This is a genomic window from Superficieibacter electus (assembly GCF_002915575.1).
Lineage (GTDB): Bacteria > Pseudomonadota > Gammaproteobacteria > Enterobacterales > Enterobacteriaceae > Superficieibacter > Superficieibacter electus.
The window spans coordinates 1-22,529 of record NZ_PQGD01000009.1; the positions used below are offsets into that span (position 1 = coordinate 1).

The window sequence follows — 22,529 nt, forward strand, 5'->3', positions numbered from 1 at the left end:
GATCCTGCAACATCGCCATCAACACGTGCTGCATCGTATAGCCTTTTCTGATTGCACCGGCAACCGTTCGCGGCTATCCTTGAATTGTCTGGATTCAAAGAGTCGCCCTCGTAAGTTGCCTTAACAACAACGCGCGAGGGTTTTTCTTTTCCAGCAATGACGCCGCCAGGGTTAAAGCCCCCGCAACGTTGCGCCTGGTCAGCAAAAAGCTGACGTAATGCCATTTTACACCCGCTTCCTGTCGACTGGCTTGTACGACAAATGCTCCCCGGGAACCTTTTTCACCGCCCTGAACGGTATCCCTTTCCCTTATTAATAACCCGCCGTTAAATCATCCACTGAACGTGGATCGGATGCGCCGTACAGCGTTCCGTCCGGAGCAACCATAATGCTTTGTGTGCTGCCCATTGCTTCTTTCACCGCCACCTTCTGGCCTTTTTGACCCAGCAGTTTCAGCGTATCCGGGCTAAAGCCTTTTTCCACCCGCAGCTCATCGGGTAACCACTGATGATGAAAGCGCGGCGCATTCGTCGCCTCTGCAATGTTCATCCCGAAATCAATACTATTGACCACCATTTGCAGCACTGTGGTAATAATACGGCTACCGCCAGGGCTACCGGTCACCAGCCACGTCTTACCATCTTTAACAACAATGGTGGGGGACATTGATGACAGTGGACGTTTTTTCGGCCCCACCGCGTTGGCATCGCCACCTACCAGTCCATAAACGTTTGGCACGCCGGGCTTAGCTGAGAAGTCATCCATTTCATTGTTCAGCAAAATACCGGTGTTACCCGCTACAATCCCGGTTCCAAAAATAGTGTTCAGGGTATAGGTCACCGCGACGGCATTACCGTCTTTATCCACCACGGAAAAATGGGTGGTCTGATTGCTTTCATACGGCGCAAGCTTGCCGGGACGAATTTCGCTGGAGGGCTTCGCCTTGTTGACGTCAATCTGCTGGGCAATCGATTTGGCGTATTCTTTATTCGTTAGCGCCTGCCACGGCACTTTCACAAAGTCCGGGTCGCCGAGATATTCCGAGCGATCGGCATAGGCATACTTCTCCGCTTCCGCCATCACCTGCATGGCATCCGCACTGCCAAAACCGTATTTGCTCAGATCATAATTCTCCAGGATATTAAGGATTTGTACGATATGTATTCCACCGGAAGAGGGCGGCGGCATGGAAAACACCTGATAGCCACGATAGTCCCCACTAATGGGCGTACGCTCAACGGCACGGTAGGTGGCGAGGTCGTCTTTCGTGATCAGACCACCGTTCTTACTCATCTCCTGTGCAATCTGGTCAGCAATCGCGCCCTTATAAAACTCAGAAGGCCCGTTTTCAGCAATCATCTCCAGACTGTGCGCCAGATTGGCCTGCACCAGCCTGTCGCCTTTTTTCAGCGGTTCGCCGTTTTTCCAGAAAATAGCTTTACTGTTTTCATAATTCGGCAACACCTCACTGCCATAGGTTTTCAGATCGTCAGCCAGCGCATCGTTGACCACGATGCCCTCTTTCGCCAGCTTGATAGCAGGCCGTATTACTTTATTTAGCGGCAGCGTACCGTATTTTTCCAGCGCCAGCGAGAACCCGGCGACGGTACCCGGCGTGCCAGAAGCTAAGTGTGACGTCAGCGATTTTTTGCTGTCCGGATTGCCCTGATCGTCAAGGAACATGTCCCGCGTGGCACCGGCCGGGGCCATCTCACGGAAATCTATCGCAGTCGTGTTGCCGTCTTTGGTACGCAGCAGCATAAAGCCGCCGCCGCCAAGATTACCCGCCTGCGGATGCGTCACCGCCAGCGCGTAGCCAACGGCCACGGCGGCATCTACCGCATTGCCACCCTCCTTAAGAATTTCAACGCCTACTCGCGTCGCTGTCTCATCCACCGAAGCGACCATACCCTGCTTCGCCACCACCGGATGAAAGACATCAGCCTCCACGCCATAGGAGACCGGCGGAGCGGCCGCCACGCCAAAACATCCTCCCGCCATCAGAGCGGCCACCGCCACCCAGCGCAAAAACGTCGGTTTCATCATCGTTTTCTCCAGAGATATGAGGGATGGGTCCCGGCTTAAGCCTGGTCCACAATGCTTAAAAGATCATCGTTTTGTCAGAAAACAATTACACTTAAGGGAGTTTTCCGGAGGAGGAAAAGCAGATGAAACGACTTTTACTTCTGTCTCTTTTTGTACCTGCTGTCGCTCTGGCGCAGCCGCTGAACACCATGAATAATCCGAACCAGCCAGGCTATCAGATCCCCAGCCAGCAACGGATGCAGACTCAGATGCAAAGTCAGCAAATTCAGCAGAAAGGCATGCTGAACCAGCAGCTCCAGACGCAGACGCGGATGCAACAGCAGCATCTGCAAACGCAGATTAATAACAACAATGAACGTTTAATTCAGAATCAGCCGCGTGAGCAGGTGCTGCCAAACACTAACGGCGGCATGTTGAGCAGCGGTCAGCAGCATATGCTGACCGAGAAGAAAAACGGCGACATGCTGAATAATACCGTCACGCCGTCACCTGCGGTACGTTAGTCCGGCTGAAAATCCGGCCCAATCTGGTCAATACGATCGGTGCAGATGCAATCCACGCCCCAGCGCAGCAGTTGCGCCGCACGCTGGGGCTGGTTGACGGTATAGACCAGAATGCGTAGCCCCGCATCACGTAACGCCTTCACGCGCGCTTCATCCAGCAGTTTATGATTAAGATGAATCGATACGCAGCCCAGCCGTGCGGTAAGCTCGCGCCAGTCATCGCGCCAGTCATCCAGCAGCAGCCCGCGCGGCAGTTCCGGCGCGGCTTGCTGTGCCGCTTCCAGCGCGTCAATGTCAAATGAGGAGAGCAGCGGTGCAGTCATCCCCTGCCACAGTTCACGCGCGGCAAGCGCCACGACTTTTCCGGTTTGCGGGCCGCTGCCGGTGGTGGGTTTGATTTCGATATTCGCCATCATCCCATGTTCGTGACAGCGATCCGCCACCTGCGCAAGCAGCGGCAGCGGTTCGCCTTTAAACTCGCCGCTAAACCAGCCGCCGGCATCCACGTTGAGCAGTTCGCGCCATGTGAGGTGCCCTGCCACGCCCCAGCCGTTACTGGTACGTTCGAGATTATCGTCATGCAGCAGAAAGATCTGGCCGTCTTTCGACAACTTCACGTCGAATTCAATCATCGTATGCCCGTAGCGCGCTCCAACATCAATCGCCGCAAGGGTATTTTCCGGGGCCAGTTTGCCGCCGCCGCGATGGGCGACAATACGTGGATAAGGCCAGTTACGCATATTGTTTCACCATTTTATAAATACAGATATTACTGAGCTACAGCTTCGCCGCCAGGCAGATAATTACCACATTCATCGTAATAACGCTGGTTCTGGTAGAAAAAATTATTAATACTATGATAGACAAAAGTATTATATTTTGGGAAAGGCTCCAGCATCGTTGTTAGGTTATATATAGCATCAGCATGACCATACCCGTCTCCGTCCCCATCCGCATCATTTGATTTTATAAAATAATCCCATAAATTTTCACCATAACACACAACATCATCACCCTCATGAATCGAGTAAACCGGATTTCCGCTTTCCGCTGGAGAGAGTGAGAGATAGCGGTTAGACTTAATAGGTATAAATAATGGATTTTCTTTGATTTTTTTGCGGGCAAGCGCCAACCTGCCTTCCATCTCATCAGGTCTCTTTCCCCACGACTCCGGCCAACCATCGAGTTTTCGGACAGCATACAACACGCCATCAATGGTGCAGTCATACATTTTAAATTTGATATATTCAACATACTCTGCGGATAAATTCCGCCAGTCGGTAAAATCATGTCTATATAAAGGCATGCCAACAGAAAGAAATGCCTTGTAATCTGCCGGAAATGTAATGTTGTAGCATTCTTCTGCGGCATTTAATTCTTGTGTCGTTAAGCCTGCCGTAATGAAATAACCATTATATCGCAGACATTCAATACTTTTATTAATTTGTTCCGTAAACATCACCTACTCCCAACAAAATAATTTTACTGAAAAAAACCGGCTGGCTTTCTGCTCCACGAAGAGGATATTCATCCCCTGCCATACCCGCACGCAGGCACCTACAAGAATAGTGCCCGTTTTTTTTCAGAGCCGACTTAATCGCTGCAGTCGGCGACAATGTGAGGATAAGGCCAGTTACTCATATGCGTTGTCCCGTTTCACCATCAAAAAGATGCAAATGCGCCTCTGCCATATGCAGCCAGAGCGTGCTCCCTGCCGCCGGCCGTTCCTTATGTGCCAGGCGCACGACCAGTTTTTGCGCGCCCCAGCGTCCGTGGGCGAGATTATCCGCGCCCAGCATCTCCAGCGTATCCATCACCAGCGGTACGCCGCCTTCCGCCTGCGAGCTTAGCGCAATATGCTCAGGACGAATACCCAGCGTCATTTTACGCCCGGCATAGCCGCGATAATACCAGTTGATCGGCAACGCCATGCCACTTTCCAATTCAAAATGCGTCCCCGATGTGCTGATACGCCCGTCCAGCAGATTCATTGCCGGGCTGCCGATAAAGCTCGCTACAAAGCGGCTGGCGGGTTTTTCATACACTTCAACCGGCGTACCGATTTGCTCGACCACGCCTTTGTTCATCACCATCACCCGCTGTGCGAGAGTCATGGCTTCAACCTGATCGTGGGTCACATACAGCGAGGTCGTTTTCAGGCGCTGGTGCAAATGCTGAAGCTCAAGGCGCATCTGTACGCGCAGTTTCGCATCAAGATTAGAGAGCGGTTCATCGAATAAAAATACCGCCGGATCGCGCACAATCGCCCGCCCCATCGCCACGCGCTGCCGCTGGCCGCCGGAAAGCTCGCGCGGCCGACGTTTTAGCAGGCCTTCAAGCTCCAGAATCCGCGCCGCTTCTTTCACCCGCTCGGCAATATGTCCTTTACCCATGCCACGAATTTTCAGTCCCCAGGCCATGTTCTCTTCAACGCTCATATGCGGATACAGCGCGTAGTTCTGAAAAACCATCGCGATGCCACGATCTTTCGGCTCGGTTTCCGTCACCCGCTGTCTGTCGATCCAGATATCGCCACTGCTGACCCGCTCAAGACCAGCGACCATACGCAATAGCGTCGATTTACCGCAGCCGGACGGACCGACCATCACGATAAACTCGCCGTCCGCTACATCCACCGTTAGCGGCTGGATCACCTGTGTTTTGCCGCCGTCCCAGCTTTTAGTGACTGCCTGTAATTTTAAACCTGCCATCTTATTTCTCACTGTCAACGAGGCCACGCACAAACGCGCGCTGCATGGCTAATACAATAATGACCGGCGGGATCAGCGTCAGTAGCATCGCCGCCATCACCTGATTCCACTGTGTCGTCCCTTCCCCGGTGGCGATCATGCCTTTGATCCCCGCCACGGCGGTGCCGAGGTTGACGTCGCTGATAATCAGCAGCGGCCACAGGTACTGATTCCAGCCGTAAATAAACGTAATGACAAACAGCGCTGCCAGATTGGTTCTGGAAAGCGGCAGAACGATGTCACGGAAAAAACGCATTGGCGACGCGCCATCAATACGCGCAGCTTCCATCAATTCGTCAGGCAGGGTCATAAAGAACTGACGGAACAAAAACGTGGCGGTGGCCGAGGCCATCAGAGGCAGCGTCAGGCCCGCATAGCTGTCGAGCATCTTCAGGTTCGCTATCACCTCCACCGTCGGGAAAATACGTACTTCGACCGGCAGCATCAGCGTAATAAAAATCATCCAGAAGAACAGGTTACGTAGTGGAAAGCGGAACCAGACAATGGCAAAGGCGGAGAGCATCGACACGGCGATTTTGCCCACCGTAATGCCAAACGCCATAATGAAACTGTTAAGCATCATCCGCCAGAACGGTGCGCTGTTGACGCCCACGCCGTTCACCCAGATGGTTTGCATATTCTCCAGCAGATGCGTACCGGGGATCAGTGTCATCGGTGTGTCAAATACCGCCTGGTTATCCAGCGTTGCGGCGACAAAGGCGACGTACAGCGGGAACAGGATGGCGACGATCCCCAGAATAAGCATGGTATGGCTGAATATCGTCAGCCCGCGACGATTCTCAATCATTGATAGCGCACCTTACTTTCAACGTAGCGGAACTGGATAACTGTCAGGATGATAACGAGGAACATCAGTATCACCGACTGGGCAGCGGAGGCAGAGAGATCTAATCCGGCAAAACCTTCGCGATAAATTTTGTAGATAAGAGTGGTGGTTGCCTGCACCGGCCCGCCTGCGGTGGCGGCGTCGATGACCGGAAAGGTGTCAAAGAAGGCATACACCAGATTCACCACCAGCAGGAAGAAACTCACTGGCGCGATCAGCGGCAACGAGAGTTTAAAGAAGCGGCGTACCGGACCCGCGCCGTCAATCGCGGCAGCTTCCACCAGCGAACGGGGAATCGATTGCAGCGCGGCGAAGAAGAACAGGAAGTTGTAGCTAATTTGCTTCCAGACCGAGGCAAATACGACGAGGAACATGGCCTGGCCGCTGTTTTGCGCGTGATTCCAGTCATAGCCGAACGAGGCCAGCGCGTGGGTAATTAGCCCGCGTCCGGGGTTGAACAGGAAGATCCATAATACGGCTGCGACCGCAGGCGCGACGGCGTAAGGCAGCAGCATCAGCGTCTGATAGAAGCGGCTACCGCGCGTCACATAATCCACCAGCGCGGCAAAAAACAGCGAGACAATCAGCCCGCTGAACGTCACCAGCGTACTGAATTTGATCGTCGTCCAGAAGGCGTCGAGATAGTAGCTGTCATGAAACAGGGCGATAAAGTTTTCCAGGCCAACAAACTGGCTGGAGAAGCCAAACGGATCAACGCTTTGCAGTGAGTACCACAGCGCTTCGCCAGCGGGCCAGATAAAGAAAATAAGGGTGATAACCAGTTGCGGGGCGACCAGTACATACGGTAACCAGCGGGAACGGAATATCGGACGGGATGAGGACATAAATACGCTCTGCGATATTATCTCCCCCTCACCCCGACCCTCTCCCTCAGGGAGAGGGAGAAAACCGGCACCGGAGGCAGGAGCAAGTTTGTGCCTCACACTCTGTCCTGTGACACGTCGAGGAACACCGTTAAACCTGAGCGCCGGACTGTCCCCTTTCCCTGTGGGAGAGAGAAAACCAGCTCCGGTGGCAGGAGTAAGTTTGTGCCTCACACTCTGTCCTGTGACACGTCGAGGAACACCGTTAAACCTGAGCGCCGGACTGTCCCCTCTCCCTGTGGGAGAGGGTTAGGGTGAGGGCAAAAAGGTTAAGACTTCGTTGACTGCTCAAAACGGCGCAGCAGTTGATTACCACGCTCGACCGCTGAATCCAGCGCCTGTTGCGGGGTTTTCTTGCCGGTCCATACGCTTTCCAGTTCTTCATCCACAATGGTGCGAATTTGCGGCATATTGCCCAGGCGCAGCCCTTTGGTGAACGGCAATGGCGGCTTGTTCAGCATTTGACGAGTGGCGATATCCGCACCTGGATTCTTATCATAGAAGCCCTGCTCGCGAGTCAGGTCATAAGCTGCTTTGGTGATCGGCAGATAGCCTGTTTTCTGGTGCCATTCGGCTGCATTCTCCGGCTTCGCAAGAAAGTCGAGGAACTTCGCCACGCCGGTATAACTGTCTTTATCTTTACCCTGCATCACCCACAGGCTGGCTCCGCCGATAATGGCATTCTGCGGCGCGCCTTTGACATCGGCGTCATACGGCATCATCCCCACGCCGTAATTGAATTTGGCATAGTGACGAATATCAGCCAGCGAGCCGGACGAGGCGGTAGTAATAGCGCAATCCCCGTTATAGAACTTCTCGGTGGATTCGTCCTTACGCCCGAAGTAGCTGAAATCACCCTTCTTATTCAGCTCTTCCAGTAGCGCGATATGTTTCACCTGCTCCGGCTTGTTAAATTCCAGTACCGCGTCGGTACCGTCGAAGCCGTTGTTTTTGGTGGCAACCGGCAGGCCGTGCCAGGCGCTGAAGTTTTCAATCTGTATCCAGCCCTGCCAGCCGCTGGCATAGCCGCACTTCATCCCCGCCGCTTTCAGCTTCGCTGTATAAGCCGCCAGATCCTGCCAGGTTTTCGGCGGCTGTTCTGGATCTAACCCTGCCTTTTTGAAGGCGTCTTTGTTGTAATACAGAACAGGAGTCGAACTGTTAAACGGCTGAGACAACAAATGTCCGGTTTTCGAGTCGGTGTAGTATCCGGAAACCGTCGGCACAAACTGAGACTCGTCAAAGTTAATACCCGCGTCTTTAAACACTTCGTACACCGGCTTAATCGCTTTTGAAGCCATCATCGTCGCCGTTCCGACTTCATACACCTGCAAAATAGCCGGGGCGTTGCCGGTACGAAACGCTGCAATGCCCGCGCTCAGGCTCTGCTCATAGTTGCCTTTATAGGTCGGCACAATTTTGTAATCCGGATTGGCCTGGTTAAAACGCTGCGCCAGAGAATCGACTTCTTTACCCAGTTCTCCTTCCATAGAGTGCCAGAACGGAATAGTCGTAACGGCAAGGGCGTTGCCAGCAAATGCCAGACTCAACGCCATTCCCAGTGCTGTATGTCGTAACGATATCATTCGCTTATCTCTCTTATTGTGCCGGATGCGCGGGATCACGCGTTTCGTGTTCGCGAATTAACATGACATGCGCAAATGACAGAAAAATAACTTTTGAGTTACAGAAAAGTGACAGCCAGGCGTCGGTGGGATGATGGATTGGTGAAGATTAGATGGCGGAAAAAAGCCCGGTGGCGGGGTTGCCCTGGCACCATAACACAAACCTGCCGGGTGGCGGCTTCGCCTTACTCGGCCTACAAATTCATATTTAACGCAAAGGATTGAAGAAATCGTAGGCCCGGTAAGCGCAGCGCCACCGGGCAAAGCGGTTTACCCGCCTAAATACGCACTCCTCACCGCCTCATTCGCCAGCAGCGCGTCGCCGGTATCGGATAGCACCACGTGGCCGTTTTCCAGCACGTAGCCACGGTCGGCCAGCTTCAGCGCCTGATTGGCGTTTTGCTCGACGAGGAAGATGGTCATCCCCTGCTCGCGCAGTTGCTCGATGGTGTCGAAGATCTGCTGAATGATAATCGGGGCCAGGCCCAGCGACGGCTCGTCCAGCAGCAGCAGGCGCGGCTGGCTCATCAGCGCGCGACCTATCGCCAGCATCTGCTGTTCGCCGCCGGACATGGTGCCCGCACGCTGAATACGGCGCTCATGCAGGCGCGGAAACAGTTCATAAACCCACTTGATACGGCTCTGGAACTGGTCGCGATCGGCGAAGAAGCCGCCCATCGCCAGATTTTCTTCGACCGTCATGCGTGAGAAGACGCGACGCCCTTCCGGCACAATCGCCACCGCCTCGCGCATGATCTTCGCCGTTTGCCAGTCGGTAATATCTTTACCGTCAAACACGATCCGCCCGCTGGTGGCGCGCGGATCGCCGCAGAGAGTGCCAAGCAGCGTGGTTTTTCCCGCACCGTTTGCGCCGATTAGGGTGACGATTTCACCCTGATTGATGCTCAGGCTGACATTGTGCAGCGCCTGGATTTTACCGTAGTGAGCACTCACGTTATCGAAAGACAACATTGTTTTTTCCATCTTATGCTTCACCTAAATAAGCGCGGATCACGTCCGGGTTGTTACGAATTTGCTCTGGCGTGCCGTTGGCCAGCGGCGTTCCCTGATTGACTACATAAATGCGATCGGAGATGCCCATCACCAGCTTCATGTCGTGCTCAATCAGCAGGATCGTGGTGTTATGGTGGCTACGCAGTTCAACAATCAGCTCGTCCAGCTCTTTGGTCTCTTTCGGGTTAAGACCTGCCGCCGGTTCGTCGAGCATCAGAATTTCCGGCTGCGTGACCATGCAGCGGGCAATTTCCAGACGCCGCTGATCGCCATACGCGAGGTTACTGGCCTGGCGGTTAGCGTGCGCTAACAAACCAATACGCTCCAGCCAGGTGGCCGCACGATCCAGCGCCTCGCTCTGAGCGCGACGGAAGGACGGCGTTTTCAGCAAGCCAGAGAATACGCCGCTTTTCAGTTGTTGATGCTGCGCCACCAGCAGGTTTTCAATCACCGTCATCTCGCGGAACAGGCGCACGTGCTGAAAGGTCCTCACCACGCCCATGCGGGCAATTTGCTGGCCCGGCAATCCTTCAAGATGCTGATCGCGCAGCATGATGGTGCCGCCAGTCGGCTTATAGAAACCGGTCAGACAGTTAAAAACGGTGGTTTTGCCCGCGCCGTTCGGGCCGATAAGAGAAACTATCTCCTGCGGATGGAGATCCAGTGAAACGTTATTGACCGCCAGCAGGCCGCCAAAGCGCATCATCAGGCCGTTAACCGCTAATAGTGGCTGACTCATGCCTGCTCTCCTTTCGCCTGCGTACGCTTGAGCTTCAGTTGCGGACGCGTCATCGGTAACAAGCCTTCCGGTCGCCAGATCATCATCAGGACCATTAAACCACCCAGCATTAACATGCTGTATTCGTTAAAATCGCGCATTAATTCTCGCGATACTACCAGCAGTACCGCCGCCAGAATCACCGCAAACTGCGAACCCATCCCGCCGAGTACCACAATCGCCAGTACAAACGCTGATTCAGCGAAGGTGAAGGATTCCGGGCTGACAAAGCCCTGACGCGCGGCAAACAGCGTTCCGGCAAAGCCTGCAAACGCGGCGCTGATGGTAAAGGCGGTCAGCTTGATACGCGTCGGGTTTAAGCCCAGCGAGCGACAGGCGATTTCATCTTCGCGTAGCGCTTCCCACGCGCGACCCAATGGCATACGCAGCAGGCGGTTGATGACAAACAGCGAGAAGACCACCAGCAGCAAGGCCACCAGGTAGAGGAAGATCACCCGGTCGGACGGATCGTATTTCACGCCAAAGAAATTGCTGAACGTATCCCAGCCGCCTTCGCGCGCGCTGCGGCTGAACTCCAGGCCAAACAACGTCGGTTTCGGGATCTGGCTGATCCCGTTCGGGCCGCCGGTCACTTCGGTATTGTTAAGCAGCAGGATACGGACAATCTCGCCGAACCCCAGCGTCACAATCGCCAGATAGTCACCGCGCAGGCGCAGCACCGGGAAGCCCAGCAGGAAGCCCGCCGCTGCCGAGACCAGCCCTGCCAGCGGCAGGCAGGTCCAGAAGCCGAGACCGTAATAGTGATTAAGTAAGGCGAAGGTATACGCGCCGATGGCATAAAAGCCGCCGTAGCCCAGCACCAGCAGACCGGACAGCCCCACCACGACGTTCAGCCCGAGGCCGAGGATGATGTAAATCATGGTCAGGGTGGCAATATCCACCGTTCCGCGCGAAACCATAAACGGCCACGCCACGGCAATCACCAGCAGGGCAAGCAGAAACAGCTTCTGCTTAACCGTTGAACCATCAATGGCTGGCAGAACAAACTTCGGTCCGGAGACGCTTTTCAGCGACTTCTGGAATACAGGCCGCAGCAGCTGAAAGAAAAAGACCACCGCCGTACCAATGAAGATCCACTGCCAGCGGATATCGGCAGCCCGATCCACTACCAGTTTAGTGCCACTCAGTTCCAGTTGAACGCCCATAAAAACGCCCGCCAGGATGAAAAACATCGCGGCAGAGAGCAGCGCCATAACAAAATGGATTGGTTTCATACTTTCTCTACCTCCGGGCGGCCGAGGATACCGGTCGGCATGACCAGCAGTACCAGGATCAGCAGAGCAAATGACACTACATCTTTATATTCGGTACTCAGGTAAGCAGAGGAAAGCGCTTCAGCGACGCCCAGGATCAGGCCGCCGAGCATCGCCCCCGGAATACTGCCGATCCCGCCCAGCACCGCGGCAGTAAAGGCTTTCATCCCGGCCATAAAGCCGATGTAGGGGTTAATAACGCCGTAGAACTGGCCGAGCAGCACGCCCGCCACCGCCGCCATCGCAGCACCAATGACAAAGGTCAACGCGATAACGCGATCGGTATTAATACCGAGCAGACTCGCCATCTTCAAATCTTCCGCACAGGCACGACAGGCACGGCCCATACGCGAGTAGCGAATAAACAACGTCAGCGCCAGCATCGACACCAAGGTCACCACCCAGATCACCAGTTGCATGGTAGTGATAGAGGCGGAGAAGTTATCGCTGCTGCCGATTGTCCACTGGCCGTTAAACAGACTTGGCAGGGCCACGTCGCGCGAGCCTTCGGTCAGGCTGACGTAGTTTTGCAGAAATATAGACATCCCGATGGCGGAGATCAGCGCAATCAGACGTTTGGAATTGCGCACGGGCCGATAGGCGACGCGCTCAATACTCCAGCCGTAGGCGCTGGCAATCACAATCGCGCCGATAAATCCGGCTGCCACCAGCAGCCAGCTGGTGTCAATGCCCATCATCATGAGCGCGGCGATGATCATAAAGGAGACGTAGCTGCCGATCATGTAAACCTCGCCGTGGGCGAAGTTAATCATGCCGATAATGCCATACACCATCGTATAGCCGATGGCGATCAGCGCGTAGGTGCTTCCCAGCGTGACGCCGTTAAACATCTGCTGCAAGAAATAGAGAAACTGCTCGGACATAAAATAACCTTTCTCAACCCGCCCGGACGCACCGGGCGGCGGGACTATTATTTGGCTGCCGTGGAAGAACCATCAGCGTGCCACTGGAAGACACCAAACTCAAATCCCTTCAGATCGCCTTTTTCATCCCAGTTCAGCGGCCCAATCACGGTGTTTGCCCCGTGCGCTTTTAAATCTTTCACCAGATCCAGCGGCTCCTGACTGCCGCTGCGATCCATGGCCGTTGCCAGCGATTGCACGGCAGCGTAGGTGATCCACACGTAAGGACCGCTCGGATCTTTCTTCTCTGCGTTCAGCGCATCCACGATACCTTTGTTTGCCGGGTCCTGGTCATAGCGTTTTGGCATCGTCACCAGCATGCCTTCTGCCGCGTCACCGGCGATATTGGACAGCGAGGAGTTGCCCACGCCTTCCGGTCCCATAAACTGAGTTTTCAGCCCGACAGCGCGCGCCTGACGCAGCATTTGCCCCATTTCCGGGTAGTAGCCGCCGTAATACACAAAATCGATATTTTCTTTTTTCAGCCGCGCGATCAGGGCGGAGAAATCTTTTTCCCCGGCGGTAATACCATCAAAGAAAACGATATTGGCATTGCCTTTTTTCAACCCATCCTGCACCGAACGCGCCAGCCCTTCGCCATACTGCTGTTTATCATGAATGATGGCGATACGCTGCGGCTTCACGGTGCCCAGAATGTATTTCGCGGCGGTCGGTCCCTGCGAGGAGTCGAGACCGGCGGTGCGCATAATGTACTGATAACCGCGCTGGGTCAGCTCAGGGTTGGTCGCGCCTGGGGTGATCATCAGGATGCCTTCATCTTCATAAATGTCGGAAGCCGGCTGGGTCGAGGACGAGCAGAGATGACCAATAACGTACTGGATGCCGTCGTTCACGATTTTGTTGGCAACGGCCACCGCCTGCTTCGGATCGCAGGCGTCGTCGTATTCGACGCCAACCAGTTTATTGCCCTTCACGCCGCCTTTGGCGTTGATGTCTTTAATCGCCTGGCGCGCACCGTTGAACTCCATATCGCCCCACTGTGCCACCGGACCGGACATCGCCCCGACCACGGCTACCTTGATGTCGTCGGCCATCGCTGTGTGTGTAAAAGCCAGCGCAATAATGCCTGCGATAAGCGTTTTTGCATTCCTTTTCATGATGTCTGAATCCCCGTTCGTGATGTCGTGTGAATATTTTGTTTTTTTATGGTTAAAAAGCATTCTGTACTATTTGTGAACAACGCTACTTTTACCAGCATCTTTAATGGTTTAGCACTGTTTTATCGCGTAATCCAGACTAAAATCTCTATATTTCAGTCGATTAAGCAGAGATAATATTCTGTATTAGGCCGGAGATAAACAAAAAAAGTCCGCATGACAGCATAAAATAACGACATTATGAGCGGAATAAAACGCTACCTCTTAGGTTAAAATTCTGCTTATTTTTCGATCCTTAATGTTTCACACTGTACTTTCGGGCCGTCAAAAATTAATCACCTGATGGATGCGTCAAAAAAGAGAAAGGCCGCCGGGAGTGAAAATGGGTAAAATCGCTGCTCGTTTATGATTTGGACACGCCGTTAATGAAACTGACTATCATCCGCCTGGAAACGCTGAACGCTCAGGATTATGTCGATTTGGGTAAAATTTGGCCGGAATATTCTTCTTCATCGCTGAGCGTAGATAATACTCATCGTATTTACGCGGCACGCTTTAATGACAGGCTGCTTGGCGCAGTCCGCGTCACCTTAAGCGGCACCGAGGGCGCGCTGGATTCGCTGCGCGTGCGTGACGTCACCCGTCGTCGTGGCGTCGGGCAGTATCTGGTGGAAGAGATTGTGCGTGATAATCCCGACATAGCTTCATGGTGGATGGCGGATGTCGGTGTGGAAGACCGGAGTGTAATGGCGGCGTTTATGCAGGCGCTGGGCTTTACGGCGCAGCGGGATGGATGGGTGAAGCGGTAGTGCGCCATGAATGAAGCTATCACAATGTAAATGGCTCTCTTATAGCCAGAGGCTTCAATGTTTATTTCAGGCGCATAGCAGGATCTCCTGCCATTAGTGGTCGTTTACTGCCCCATTACAGACGCGTTACTCTTTCTGTTTATTGATTAACCATCGACATGCGCAAAAATGACCGGCCAACCATGAGAACTTATGGATTACGCAAAAAGAACGGGCATGCCTCGTTCCTGACGATTGCTCTGGTAACGCTGTTCATTCTGCTGGCAGCCCCCGTCCCAGCCGCAGTAAATATGGTCCGCTTACCCCCCAACGCGGCGCGGACTTACGAACATATTTTGTCCTTCGATTCCCATGCCCGGTTCACCCCGGATGGTCGCATGCAGGTACAGGAAAATATTACCGTCATGTCGCTGGGTAAGGAGATCCGGCGCGGTATTTTTCGCACGCTTCCGCTCTCCTGGAATCGCCCGGACGGCAAGATGTTCAGCGTCGATTACCAGATCCAGTCGGTTTCCCGCAATGACATAGCGGAACCTTACAGCCTCGATACTTCGGGCAAAACGCTGACCGTGCGTATTGGTAACGCTGATGCCACCCTGAAGCCGGGTATTCATCGCTATGAAATTCGTTATCAGGTTAGCAATCATTTCAGCCGCTTTGCGGACTGGGATGAGCTGTACTGGAATGTAACCGGTAACGACTGGAACTGGCCGATTAGTCGGGCCAGCTTTCATCTGCAATTGCCTGATGCCGCAGGCTATGTAAACAAAGATGGCAAAGATACTCGTCTGCGTTCAATTGATGTCTATACCGGTCCGCTGGGCGCAAAACAGCATAATGCGTTTCTGCTGGCCGATGGCGGCGTGGAAACGTCGCAGCCACTGAAAAAAGGCGAAGGGCTTACCGTCGCCTATACCTGGCCACGCACCATTCTTGCCCGCGCGCCTGCGCCACAGGCTATTTCACCATTCGTGCATCTGCTGTTGCCCACGCCGAAAACCAGCATCATCTGGCTTCCGCTGCTGCTGATGGTGCTGTATTACCTGGCGTGGTGGCGTAAAAACGTGACGCCTGCCGGGCTAAAAATGCCGCCCGTGACACCGCAGTACAGCATTCCTGCCAGCATGACGCCTGGATACCTGCGCTTTATTACCCGCCGCATCTATGATGATGTGGCGTTCACCAGCGATTTGCTGGGACTGGTGGCTAAAGGAGGGATGGCGCTCAGCAATACCCCCGATCAGCCTACGCTGGTCCGTCTGCCGGATGGTAATAACCCGCGTTTAACGGCTGATGACAGGGCACTGCTGAATATTCTTTTTGGAGGTAACGGCAACCGGATTGATTTAAGTATTGCCCGCCAGCCGATGGTGCATCACGCGCGGAAATGGTTAATGCAGCGCTGTGAAGAAAAACGCGATCTCCTCTTTCTGAAATGGGGTAAACTTGTACGGCATTGTATTTTCCTCGCCCTGCTCATTCCGCTCATTTGCGGGACCGTCTTTACTGCGTCAGTGGCAATACTGACCATACCAGGGCTGCTGATGCTACTCCCCGCGCTGATACTGTTGCTGGTGTTCGTGATGGCACTGTTCAAACCGCGCGAAACTGGCCGTAACAGAGCTCTGGTGCTCCTGTTTTCGTTTTTGTTCGGTGCGGGTTTGATCGCAGGATGTACGGTGTTCCTGTCGGCTATGCTGCCTCCTCTTGAGCAGATCCCGGCGGGCTATCCCGGCGCACTGGTGGTCGCCATCGCACTGTGCCTGCTTTTCTGCTGGCTAACGCCACGTTATACCCAGCGCGGGCTGAATGACCTGGCGATAGCTAAAGGGCTCAAACGCTACCTCAGGACGGCAGAAAAACATCGTCACCAGACGGTTTATCAGCCCCGCCAGACGGTGCTCAGTTTTGAGAGTCTTCTGCCGGCCGCGCTGGCGCTTGGGATAGGGAAAACCTGGGCGAATAAATTTGCAGCTTACCTTGGTAGCGTCGGTGCGGTATCAGGCGCGTTTTACAGCGCTGACTGGAGTCATCTGCATCATTTCAATCACGCCCTTCATACTTCATCGCAGGAAATGCCGGTGTTTAACTCGCATAGTGGCTCCTCAGACTCAGGGTCCAGCGGCAGTACGGATTCGGGTTCCAGCGGGTCAGGGTCGTCAGACAGCGGATCGTCCGGCGGCGGATCGGGGGGTGGCGGTGGTGGTGGCTGGTAAAGCCGGTTTAGCGGGGAAACCGGGCGCGCTCCTGCACTGTCTTGCCACTAACGTTTCCCGCCAGGACAGCGCAAAAATGGCAAACCTGTTTTTGTTCTGGTCTGGCCCTCCCCTTAATGGGGAGGGTCAAAATCCGTTACTTCGCGTCAGTCGCCGTACCGTTGGCGTGCCAGTCAAAGACGCCGAACTCAAAGCCTTTCAGGTCGCCTTTCTCATCCCAGGACAGCGGCCCCATGACTGTCTCGACTTTATTCGCCTTCAGGTATTTCGCGATTTCTTCCGGCTCGTCAGACTGATTCAGACCCGCCTGTAAGGATTGCAGCGCGGCGTAGGTGGTCCACACAAACGCGCCGCTGGGGTCCTGTTTCTTCGCTTTGATGGCATCAACAATTGGTTTATTCGCCGGAACCTGATCGTAGTTCTTCGGCTTAGTCACCAGCATGCCTTCGGCAGAATCACCCGCGATGTTAGACAGCGAGACGTTCGCTACCCCTTCCGGTCCCATAAACTGGGTTTTCAGGCCCGCCGCGCGCGCCTGGCGCAGGATCTGCCCCATTTCCGGGTGGTAGCCGCCGTAATAAACGAAATCGATATTTTCTTTCTTCAGACGTGCCACCAGCGTGGAGAAGTCCTTTTCACCGGCGGTGATACCGTCAAAGAACACCACGTTGGCGTTACCTTTCTTCAGGTTATCCTGCACCGCACGGGCCAGACCTTCGCCGTATTGCTGCTTATCATGCACAATCGCAATGCGCTGCGGCTTCACTTTTTCAAGAATATATTTGGCGGCCGTCGGCCCCTGATCGGAATCCAGACCGGTGGTGCGCAGGATCAACTTATAACCACGGGCGGTCAATTCCGGCGCGGTCGCTGCCGGAGTGATCATCAGAATGCCTTCATCTTCATAAATATCTGAGGCTGGCTGCGTTGAGGATGAGCACAGATGGCCTATAACGTATTTGATGCCGTCATTAACCACTTTGTTGGCCACCGCCACCGCCTGTTTCGGGTCGCAGGCATCATCATATTTTACGATGGTCAGCTTATTGCCTTTCACGCCACCTTTGGCGTTAATATCAGCCACGGCTTGTTCAGCGCCGGTGAATTCCTGGTCGCCATACTGCGCTACCGGGCCGGACATTGCGCCCACGACGGCGACTTTAATGTCTTCGGCCAGCGCCATGTTGCTTAACGACAGCGCGATACATCCTGCCAGTAACGCTTTACCCTTCATTTTCATCCTGAGATTCCCCATTATTGCGGTTATTACGTGTGTTGTGATGTTGTTATGCGACACATTATTTTGATTTAAAGACTGCGGGCCGTGCCTTTCCAGCATTCTATGCTAAAACATACCCCATTTTTATGATTTTGGAATAGTTAATTTGTCACAGTTATATGAAGTGAGAGAAGCTGTCCCCGGCCAGCACGGTGCTGCCGGGGAGAAACGGCAGGTTTAACGCGTCAGTGCGCGATCGATAATCTCCAGCGCCTGACGAAACTGCGCCTGCGGGATGGTCAGCGGGTAGAGAAAGCGGATCACGTTGCCGTAAACGCCGCAGCTTAGCAGCAGCAAGCCTTCCGCCAGCGCATACTCAAGCACCTGGCGGGTAAATTCCGCTGACGGCTCACCGGTCTGCGGATCGTTAAACTCAACGGCAACCATTGATCCCTGAGCGCGAACCCCGGCAATGTGCGGGCATACCGCGCGGGCCTTGTTCAGCACTTCCACCAGATGCATACCGAGTTCACGGGCGCGTTCGCATAACTGCTCGTCGTCAATCACGTCCAGTACCGCATGCGCTGCCGCGACCGCCAGCGGATTGCCCGCATACGTACCACCCAGACCGCCCGGCGCAGGCGCATCCATCACATCTGCACGCCCGGCAACCGCAGAGAGCGGCATCCCGCCTGCCAGACTTTTCGCCATGGTGATAAGATCGGCTTTCTGCACATAGTGCTCCATCGCGAACAGCTTGCCGGTACGGGCAAAACCACTTTGCACTTCGTCGGCAATCAGTAGAATGCCATGGGTATCACACAGTTCGCGCAACGCCCCGATAAATTCCGGCGGCGCGATGTTAAACCCGCCTTCGCCCTGTACCGGCTCCAGGATGATGGCGGCCACCTGATCCGCGGCAATATCCGCTTTGAAAATACGCTCCAGACTTTTCAGGGCGTCTGCCGTGGTCACGCCGTGCAGTTGGTTTGGATAAAGCGCATGGAACACAGAGCCGGGAAACGGACCAAAGCCGGTTTTATATGGTGCGACTTTGCCGGTCAGCGCGAGCGTCATGGAAGTGCGGCCATGAAAACCACCGCCAAATGCAATAATCCCGGGACGCCGGGTATAAGCGCGCGCTATTTTTACCGCGTTTTCAACCGCTTCAGCCCCGGTGGTAAAAAAAGCCGTTTTCGCCGGACCGTCAACCGGCACGCGTTCATTTATCCGCTCGGCCAGGGAAATATAGCTTTCGTAAGGAACGATTTGATATGCGGTATGAGTAAACGCCTGAAGCTGTTTTTCAATAGCGGCAACCACCCTGGGATGACGGTGCCCGGTGTTCAGCACGGCAATTCCCGCTGCAAAATCAATAACCTCGTTGCCATCCTGGTCCCACAACGTGGCATTTTCCGCCCGTTCAGCATAAAAGCCGCACATCACGCCAATACCGCGCGGCGTTGCCTGTAAACGCCGCTGATTAAGTGACTCATTACTCACGATAACCCCCTGCCAGAAGAAGCCCGAAACAGATAAAGCGCATACGTAATTGTTTGCCATCGCGCGAATTAACGCCAGTGAATGTAAGGAGTCAGACAGAGGAAAGGATTATGGTGGGAAGGCAGAAAACAAAAACCCCCGGACGTGTCCAGGGGTTTATCGGGTGTGGTACCAATCAGGCTTCGATAGCCGCGCGCAGTTTTTTCATCGCGTTTTTCTCAAGCTGGCGCACACGCTCAGCGGAGACGCCGTAGCGATCGGCCAGTTCCTGCAGCGTGGACTTGTTGTCATCGTCCAGCCAGCGGGCGCGAATGATAGCCTGGCTACGTTCATCCAGACCCTGCATCGCATCAGTCAACTTGTTCGCCGCCTGCTCTTCCCAGTTGTCATCTTCAATGCCATCAGCAAAGTTAGACGATTTATCCTGGAGATAAAGCACGGGAGCCATCGGCTGGCTGTCGGACTCATCGTCGGAAGACATATCAAACGTCATGTCCTGCGCCGCCATTCGTGATTCCATTTCCCGCACGTCTTTACTGGAAACGCCCAGCTCGCGTGCCACCATTTCCACTTCATCCTGGTTAAACCAGCCCAGACGCTGCTTAGTTTTACGCAGATTAAAGAACAGCTTACGCTGTGCTTTGGTGGTGGCCACTTTCACGATACGCCAGTTACGCAGCACGTACTCGTGAATTTCGGCTTTGATCCAGTGCACGGCAAAGGACACCAGGCGAACGCCCACTTCAGGGTTAAAGCGGCGTACGGCTTTCATCAGGCCGATGTTACCTTCCTGAATCAGGTCAGCCTGCGGCAGGCCATAGCCCGAGTAGTTACGAGCAATATGAACAACAAAGCGCAGGTGTGACAGGATCAGCGTCTTAGCTGCTTCCAGATCGCCCTGGTAATGCAGCTTTTCAGCGAGCGCCCGCTCTTCATCGGCCGTTAACATCGGCCATGCGTTCGCAGCCCGGATATACGACTCCAGGTTACCAACCGGGGCTAAAGCTAAAGTTTGCATTTCTTTGGTCATTCAAATCCTCTCAATTTACAGCTTACCGGCAGCGGCTTGTTCTGGGGTACAGCAACAAACGTGCCAGTGCGTATGAGCAACGAGAATATCATCCACTCTTTTATCAGACCGTGATTTTATCCACAAGTTCAATGCAACCGTGTGAATAAATTACGCACAAAATGTGACACGGGATAAAAGATTAAGGCATGGGAAGACGAGGAGTGGTCGGCTACGCTTCCCCTGCACAGGGAATATTGCATTGCAGGGGAAGAGTATATCAGAAAATCATTAGTCAGGCGTAAAGTGACGTAAATGTTGAACCGTGGCCAGCCATGCCGCGACCCAGCCAATCATTGAGCATACCAGCAACAGCAGCAGACATTCGTCAAAGGAGAGGTCGCTGAGTGCAAACTGGGTACCGAACACTTTAGCAACCTCAGTAACAGCAGAAGACAGCCGCATCACCAGAATTTCGGACAAAATTAACGACAGCAACGCACCAGAAAAACCCAGCACCGCGCCGCCATACAGGAATGGACGCAGGATGAAACCATCCGTTGCACCGATCAGTTTTTGCACGTTGATGGTATCGCGGCGCGCGAAAATGCTCAGCCGCACGCTGTTACCGATGACGAGGAACACGGCGGCAATCATCAACACGCCAATCATCGCTGATACTCGGCCAACCAGTCCGGTAAGCGAGGCCAGACGCGCAAACCAGCTATCGTCCATCCGCACTTCGTCTACGCCCTGCACGCGGCTGACGCGGTCACGCAGAGTATTCAGCGAATCGGTGCTCTGGAAATCAAGTTTTGGGATCACCACCGCCACGGCAGGAAGCGGGTTCTCTTCCAGCATGTCCAGCGCGCCGCCAAAACCTGACCAGTTACGAAACTCGCCCAGCGCTTCATCGCGCGACAGGTAGTTAACCTTATCAACGCCCTGCTCCGCCTGAAGCTGCCCCACCACGCGGGCTGCGGCATCGTCGTCCAGCGCTTTGTCCAGATAAACGGTGATTTGCGGAGAGGGATAATACTGCGCTGCCGCCTCGCTGACGTTTTTGTACACCATATAGCAGACGCTGGGCAGCGTCAGTGAAATGGCGATCACCATCACGGTCAGGAAGGTAGCAAACGGCTTGCTTTTCAGATCCTGTACCGCGCCGTGCCACGCATAGCGCACCTGCTCGTTAAAGACGTTGGTCTTACGCGAGGCGGTTTTAGGCGCAGGTTTATTACGCTTTGGCGCACCGCGATTGCCGTCTGCGGAACCGCCGCCTGGCTTACGGAAGCGGTCGAAGCGATTACCGAACTGCCTGATGTGATTCACAGCATCACGTTTATTCACCGTGGTGGCCTCCATGCAAATGACCGTCGCTGAGCGTTAACATCGGATAGGTACGACGGGAAATCAGCCCGATATCGTGCGTCGCCATCAGCACCGTTACCCCAACGCGGTTAAACTCTTCGAATAGCCGTAAGATCCCCTCAGACAGCGCATCATCCAGGTTGCCGGTCGGTTCGTCCGCCAGCAATACGGCAGGTTTATTCACCACCGCACGGGCAATCCCCACGCGCTGCTGTTCACCGCCGGAAAGCTGAATCGGAAAGTTTCGCGCTTTATCAAGCAGACCGACTTTATCCAGTGCCGCCGAAACGCGACGACGAATATCATCGCCGCTGGCACCCGCGATGATCAGCGGAATAGCGACGTTATCAAACACCGTGCGATCCATCAGCAGGTGGTGATCCTGGAAGATCATTCCAATTTGCCGACGCAAAAACGGTACTTCACGGTTTTTAAGACGGCTAATATCATGACCGCTGAAGTAAATTTTTCCGGCGCTGGGCCGCTCGATGCCACAGATCAGCTTCAGCAGCGTACTTTTCCCTGCGCCTGAGTGCCCGGTCAGGAAGGCCATCTCGCCTTGTTGCAGGTGAAAAGTCACTCCCTGCAACGCTTGTCTCCCACCGAGATAGGCTTTGCTGACGTGTTCAAAGCGAATCAT

At 54.3% G+C, this 22,529-nt stretch carries 21 protein-coding genes; 3 read left to right on the forward strand and 18 right to left on the reverse strand.

Annotation, left to right across the window (positions count from 1 at the left end; genetic code table 11):
• Together CHU32_RS12100 and ggt are read right to left on the reverse strand one after the other, a co-directional pair.
• On the reverse strand, positions 1-224 hold a 224-nt coding region (locus CHU32_RS12100; protein ID WP_103750854.1), incomplete at its 3' end, for a hypothetical protein.
• Positions 225-312: 88 nt separating this feature from the next.
• Positions 313-2,046, reverse strand: coding sequence for a gamma-glutamyltransferase (ggt, locus tag CHU32_RS12105; RefSeq protein ID WP_103675780.1), 1,734 nt, complete (start codon positions 2,044-2,046; stop codon positions 313-315).
• Positions 2,047-2,168: 122 nt separating this feature from the next.
• Between ggt and CHU32_RS12110 the strand changes: the two genes are divergently transcribed.
• A complete protein-coding gene (locus CHU32_RS12110; RefSeq protein WP_103675781.1) occupies positions 2,169-2,549 on the forward strand; it encodes a DUF2756 family protein in 381 nt (126 codons plus the stop codon).
• Here the strand turns inward: CHU32_RS12110 and ugpQ are convergent.
• The 11 genes from ugpQ to livK all read right to left on the reverse strand — a co-directional run bounded on the left by ugpQ (position 2,546) and on the right by livK (position 13,762).
• Positions 2,546-3,289 carry a glycerophosphodiester phosphodiesterase gene (ugpQ, locus tag CHU32_RS12115; RefSeq protein ID WP_103675782.1) on the reverse strand — a complete coding sequence of 248 codons (744 nt, stop codon included), beginning with the start codon at positions 3,287-3,289 and terminating at the stop codon, positions 2,546-2,548. The two genes, CHU32_RS12110 and ugpQ, sit on opposite strands and share 4 nt — an antisense overlap.
• Before the next feature lie 29 nt (positions 3,290-3,318).
• A complete protein-coding gene (locus tag CHU32_RS12120; protein WP_103675783.1) occupies positions 3,319-4,008 on the reverse strand; it encodes an SMI1/KNR4 family protein in 690 nt (229 codons plus the stop codon).
• A 178-nt stretch (positions 4,009-4,186) separates the two neighbouring features.
• Positions 4,187-5,260 carry a sn-glycerol-3-phosphate import ATP-binding protein UgpC gene (locus CHU32_RS12125; RefSeq protein WP_103675784.1) on the reverse strand — a complete coding sequence of 358 codons (1,074 nt, stop codon included), beginning with the start codon at positions 5,258-5,260 and terminating at the stop codon, positions 4,187-4,189.
• A 1-nt stretch (position 5,261) separates the two neighbouring features.
• Positions 5,262-6,107, reverse strand: coding sequence for a sn-glycerol-3-phosphate ABC transporter permease UgpE (gene ugpE / locus CHU32_RS12130; RefSeq protein ID WP_103675785.1), 846 nt, complete (start codon positions 6,105-6,107; stop codon positions 5,262-5,264).
• Entirely contained in the window at positions 6,104-6,991 is an 888-nt protein-coding gene (ugpA, locus tag CHU32_RS12135) for a sn-glycerol-3-phosphate ABC transporter permease UgpA (RefSeq protein WP_103675786.1), read from the reverse strand. Before ugpA ends, ugpE begins: the two co-directional genes overlap by 4 nt.
• A gap of 308 nt (positions 6,992-7,299) precedes the next feature.
• Positions 7,300-8,616 (reverse strand): sn-glycerol-3-phosphate ABC transporter substrate-binding protein UgpB, encoded by a 1,317-nt coding sequence (ugpB, locus tag CHU32_RS12140; protein WP_103675787.1) that lies wholly within the window; start codon positions 8,614-8,616, stop codon positions 7,300-7,302.
• A gap of 309 nt (positions 8,617-8,925) precedes the next feature.
• The gene (gene livF / locus CHU32_RS12150; RefSeq protein WP_103675789.1) at positions 8,926-9,639 is read right to left on the reverse strand and encodes a high-affinity branched-chain amino acid ABC transporter ATP-binding protein LivF; all 714 of its coding nucleotides are present in this window, start codon (positions 9,637-9,639) and stop codon (positions 8,926-8,928) included.
• Position 9,640: 1 nt separating this feature from the next.
• Positions 9,641-10,408, reverse strand: coding sequence for a high-affinity branched-chain amino acid ABC transporter ATP-binding protein LivG (livG, locus tag CHU32_RS12155; RefSeq protein WP_103675790.1), 768 nt, complete (start codon positions 10,406-10,408; stop codon positions 9,641-9,643).
• Positions 10,405-11,682, reverse strand: coding sequence for a high-affinity branched-chain amino acid ABC transporter permease LivM (locus CHU32_RS12160; protein ID WP_103675791.1), 1,278 nt, complete (start codon positions 11,680-11,682; stop codon positions 10,405-10,407). Before CHU32_RS12160 ends, livG begins: the two co-directional genes overlap by 4 nt.
• The gene (gene livH, locus CHU32_RS12165) at positions 11,679-12,605 is read right to left on the reverse strand and encodes a high-affinity branched-chain amino acid ABC transporter permease LivH (protein ID WP_103675792.1); all 927 of its coding nucleotides are present in this window, start codon (positions 12,603-12,605) and stop codon (positions 11,679-11,681) included. The genes CHU32_RS12160 and livH overlap by 4 nt, the downstream gene beginning before the upstream one ends.
• A 47-nt stretch (positions 12,606-12,652) precedes the next feature.
• Positions 12,653-13,762 (reverse strand): high-affinity branched-chain amino acid ABC transporter substrate-binding protein LivK, encoded by a 1,110-nt coding sequence (livK, locus tag CHU32_RS12170; protein WP_103675793.1) that lies wholly within the window; start codon positions 13,760-13,762, stop codon positions 12,653-12,655.
• Between the two features lie 425 nt (positions 13,763-14,187).
• Between livK and panM the strand changes: the two genes are divergently transcribed.
• Positions 14,188-14,571: an aspartate 1-decarboxylase autocleavage activator PanM gene (gene panM / locus CHU32_RS12175; protein ID WP_103675970.1), complete on the forward strand. Its 384-nt coding sequence runs from the start codon at positions 14,188-14,190 to the stop codon at positions 14,569-14,571.
• A gap of 182 nt (positions 14,572-14,753) precedes the next feature.
• Positions 14,754-16,787, forward strand: a complete 2,034-nt coding sequence (locus CHU32_RS12180) for a DUF2207 domain-containing protein (protein ID WP_425444889.1) — start codon at positions 14,754-14,756, stop codon at positions 16,785-16,787.
• Between the two features lie 136 nt (positions 16,788-16,923).
• Here CHU32_RS12180 and livJ read toward each other — a convergent pair whose 3' ends face one another.
• The 5 genes from livJ to ftsE all read right to left on the reverse strand — a co-directional run bounded on the left by livJ (position 16,924) and on the right by ftsE (position 22,529).
• Positions 16,924-18,027 carry a branched chain amino acid ABC transporter substrate-binding protein LivJ gene (gene livJ, locus CHU32_RS12185; RefSeq protein ID WP_103675794.1) on the reverse strand — a complete coding sequence of 368 codons (1,104 nt, stop codon included), beginning with the start codon at positions 18,025-18,027 and terminating at the stop codon, positions 16,924-16,926.
• Positions 18,028-18,243: 216 nt separating this feature from the next.
• Entirely contained in the window at positions 18,244-19,509 is a 1,266-nt protein-coding gene (locus tag CHU32_RS12190) for a 4-aminobutyrate--2-oxoglutarate transaminase (protein WP_103675795.1), read from the reverse strand.
• 175 nt (positions 19,510-19,684) lie between these two features.
• Positions 19,685-20,539 carry an RNA polymerase sigma factor RpoH gene (gene rpoH / locus CHU32_RS12195; protein ID WP_103675796.1) on the reverse strand — a complete coding sequence of 285 codons (855 nt, stop codon included), beginning with the start codon at positions 20,537-20,539 and terminating at the stop codon, positions 19,685-19,687.
• A 270-nt stretch (positions 20,540-20,809) separates the two neighbouring features.
• On the reverse strand, positions 20,810-21,868 hold the full coding sequence (gene ftsX, locus CHU32_RS12200) for a permease-like cell division protein FtsX (protein ID WP_103675972.1): 1,059 nt from the start codon (positions 21,866-21,868) through the stop codon (positions 20,810-20,812).
• On the reverse strand, positions 21,861-22,529 hold the full coding sequence (ftsE, locus tag CHU32_RS12205; protein ID WP_103675797.1) for a cell division ATP-binding protein FtsE: 669 nt from the start codon (positions 22,527-22,529) through the stop codon (positions 21,861-21,863). The genes ftsX and ftsE overlap by 8 nt, the downstream gene beginning before the upstream one ends.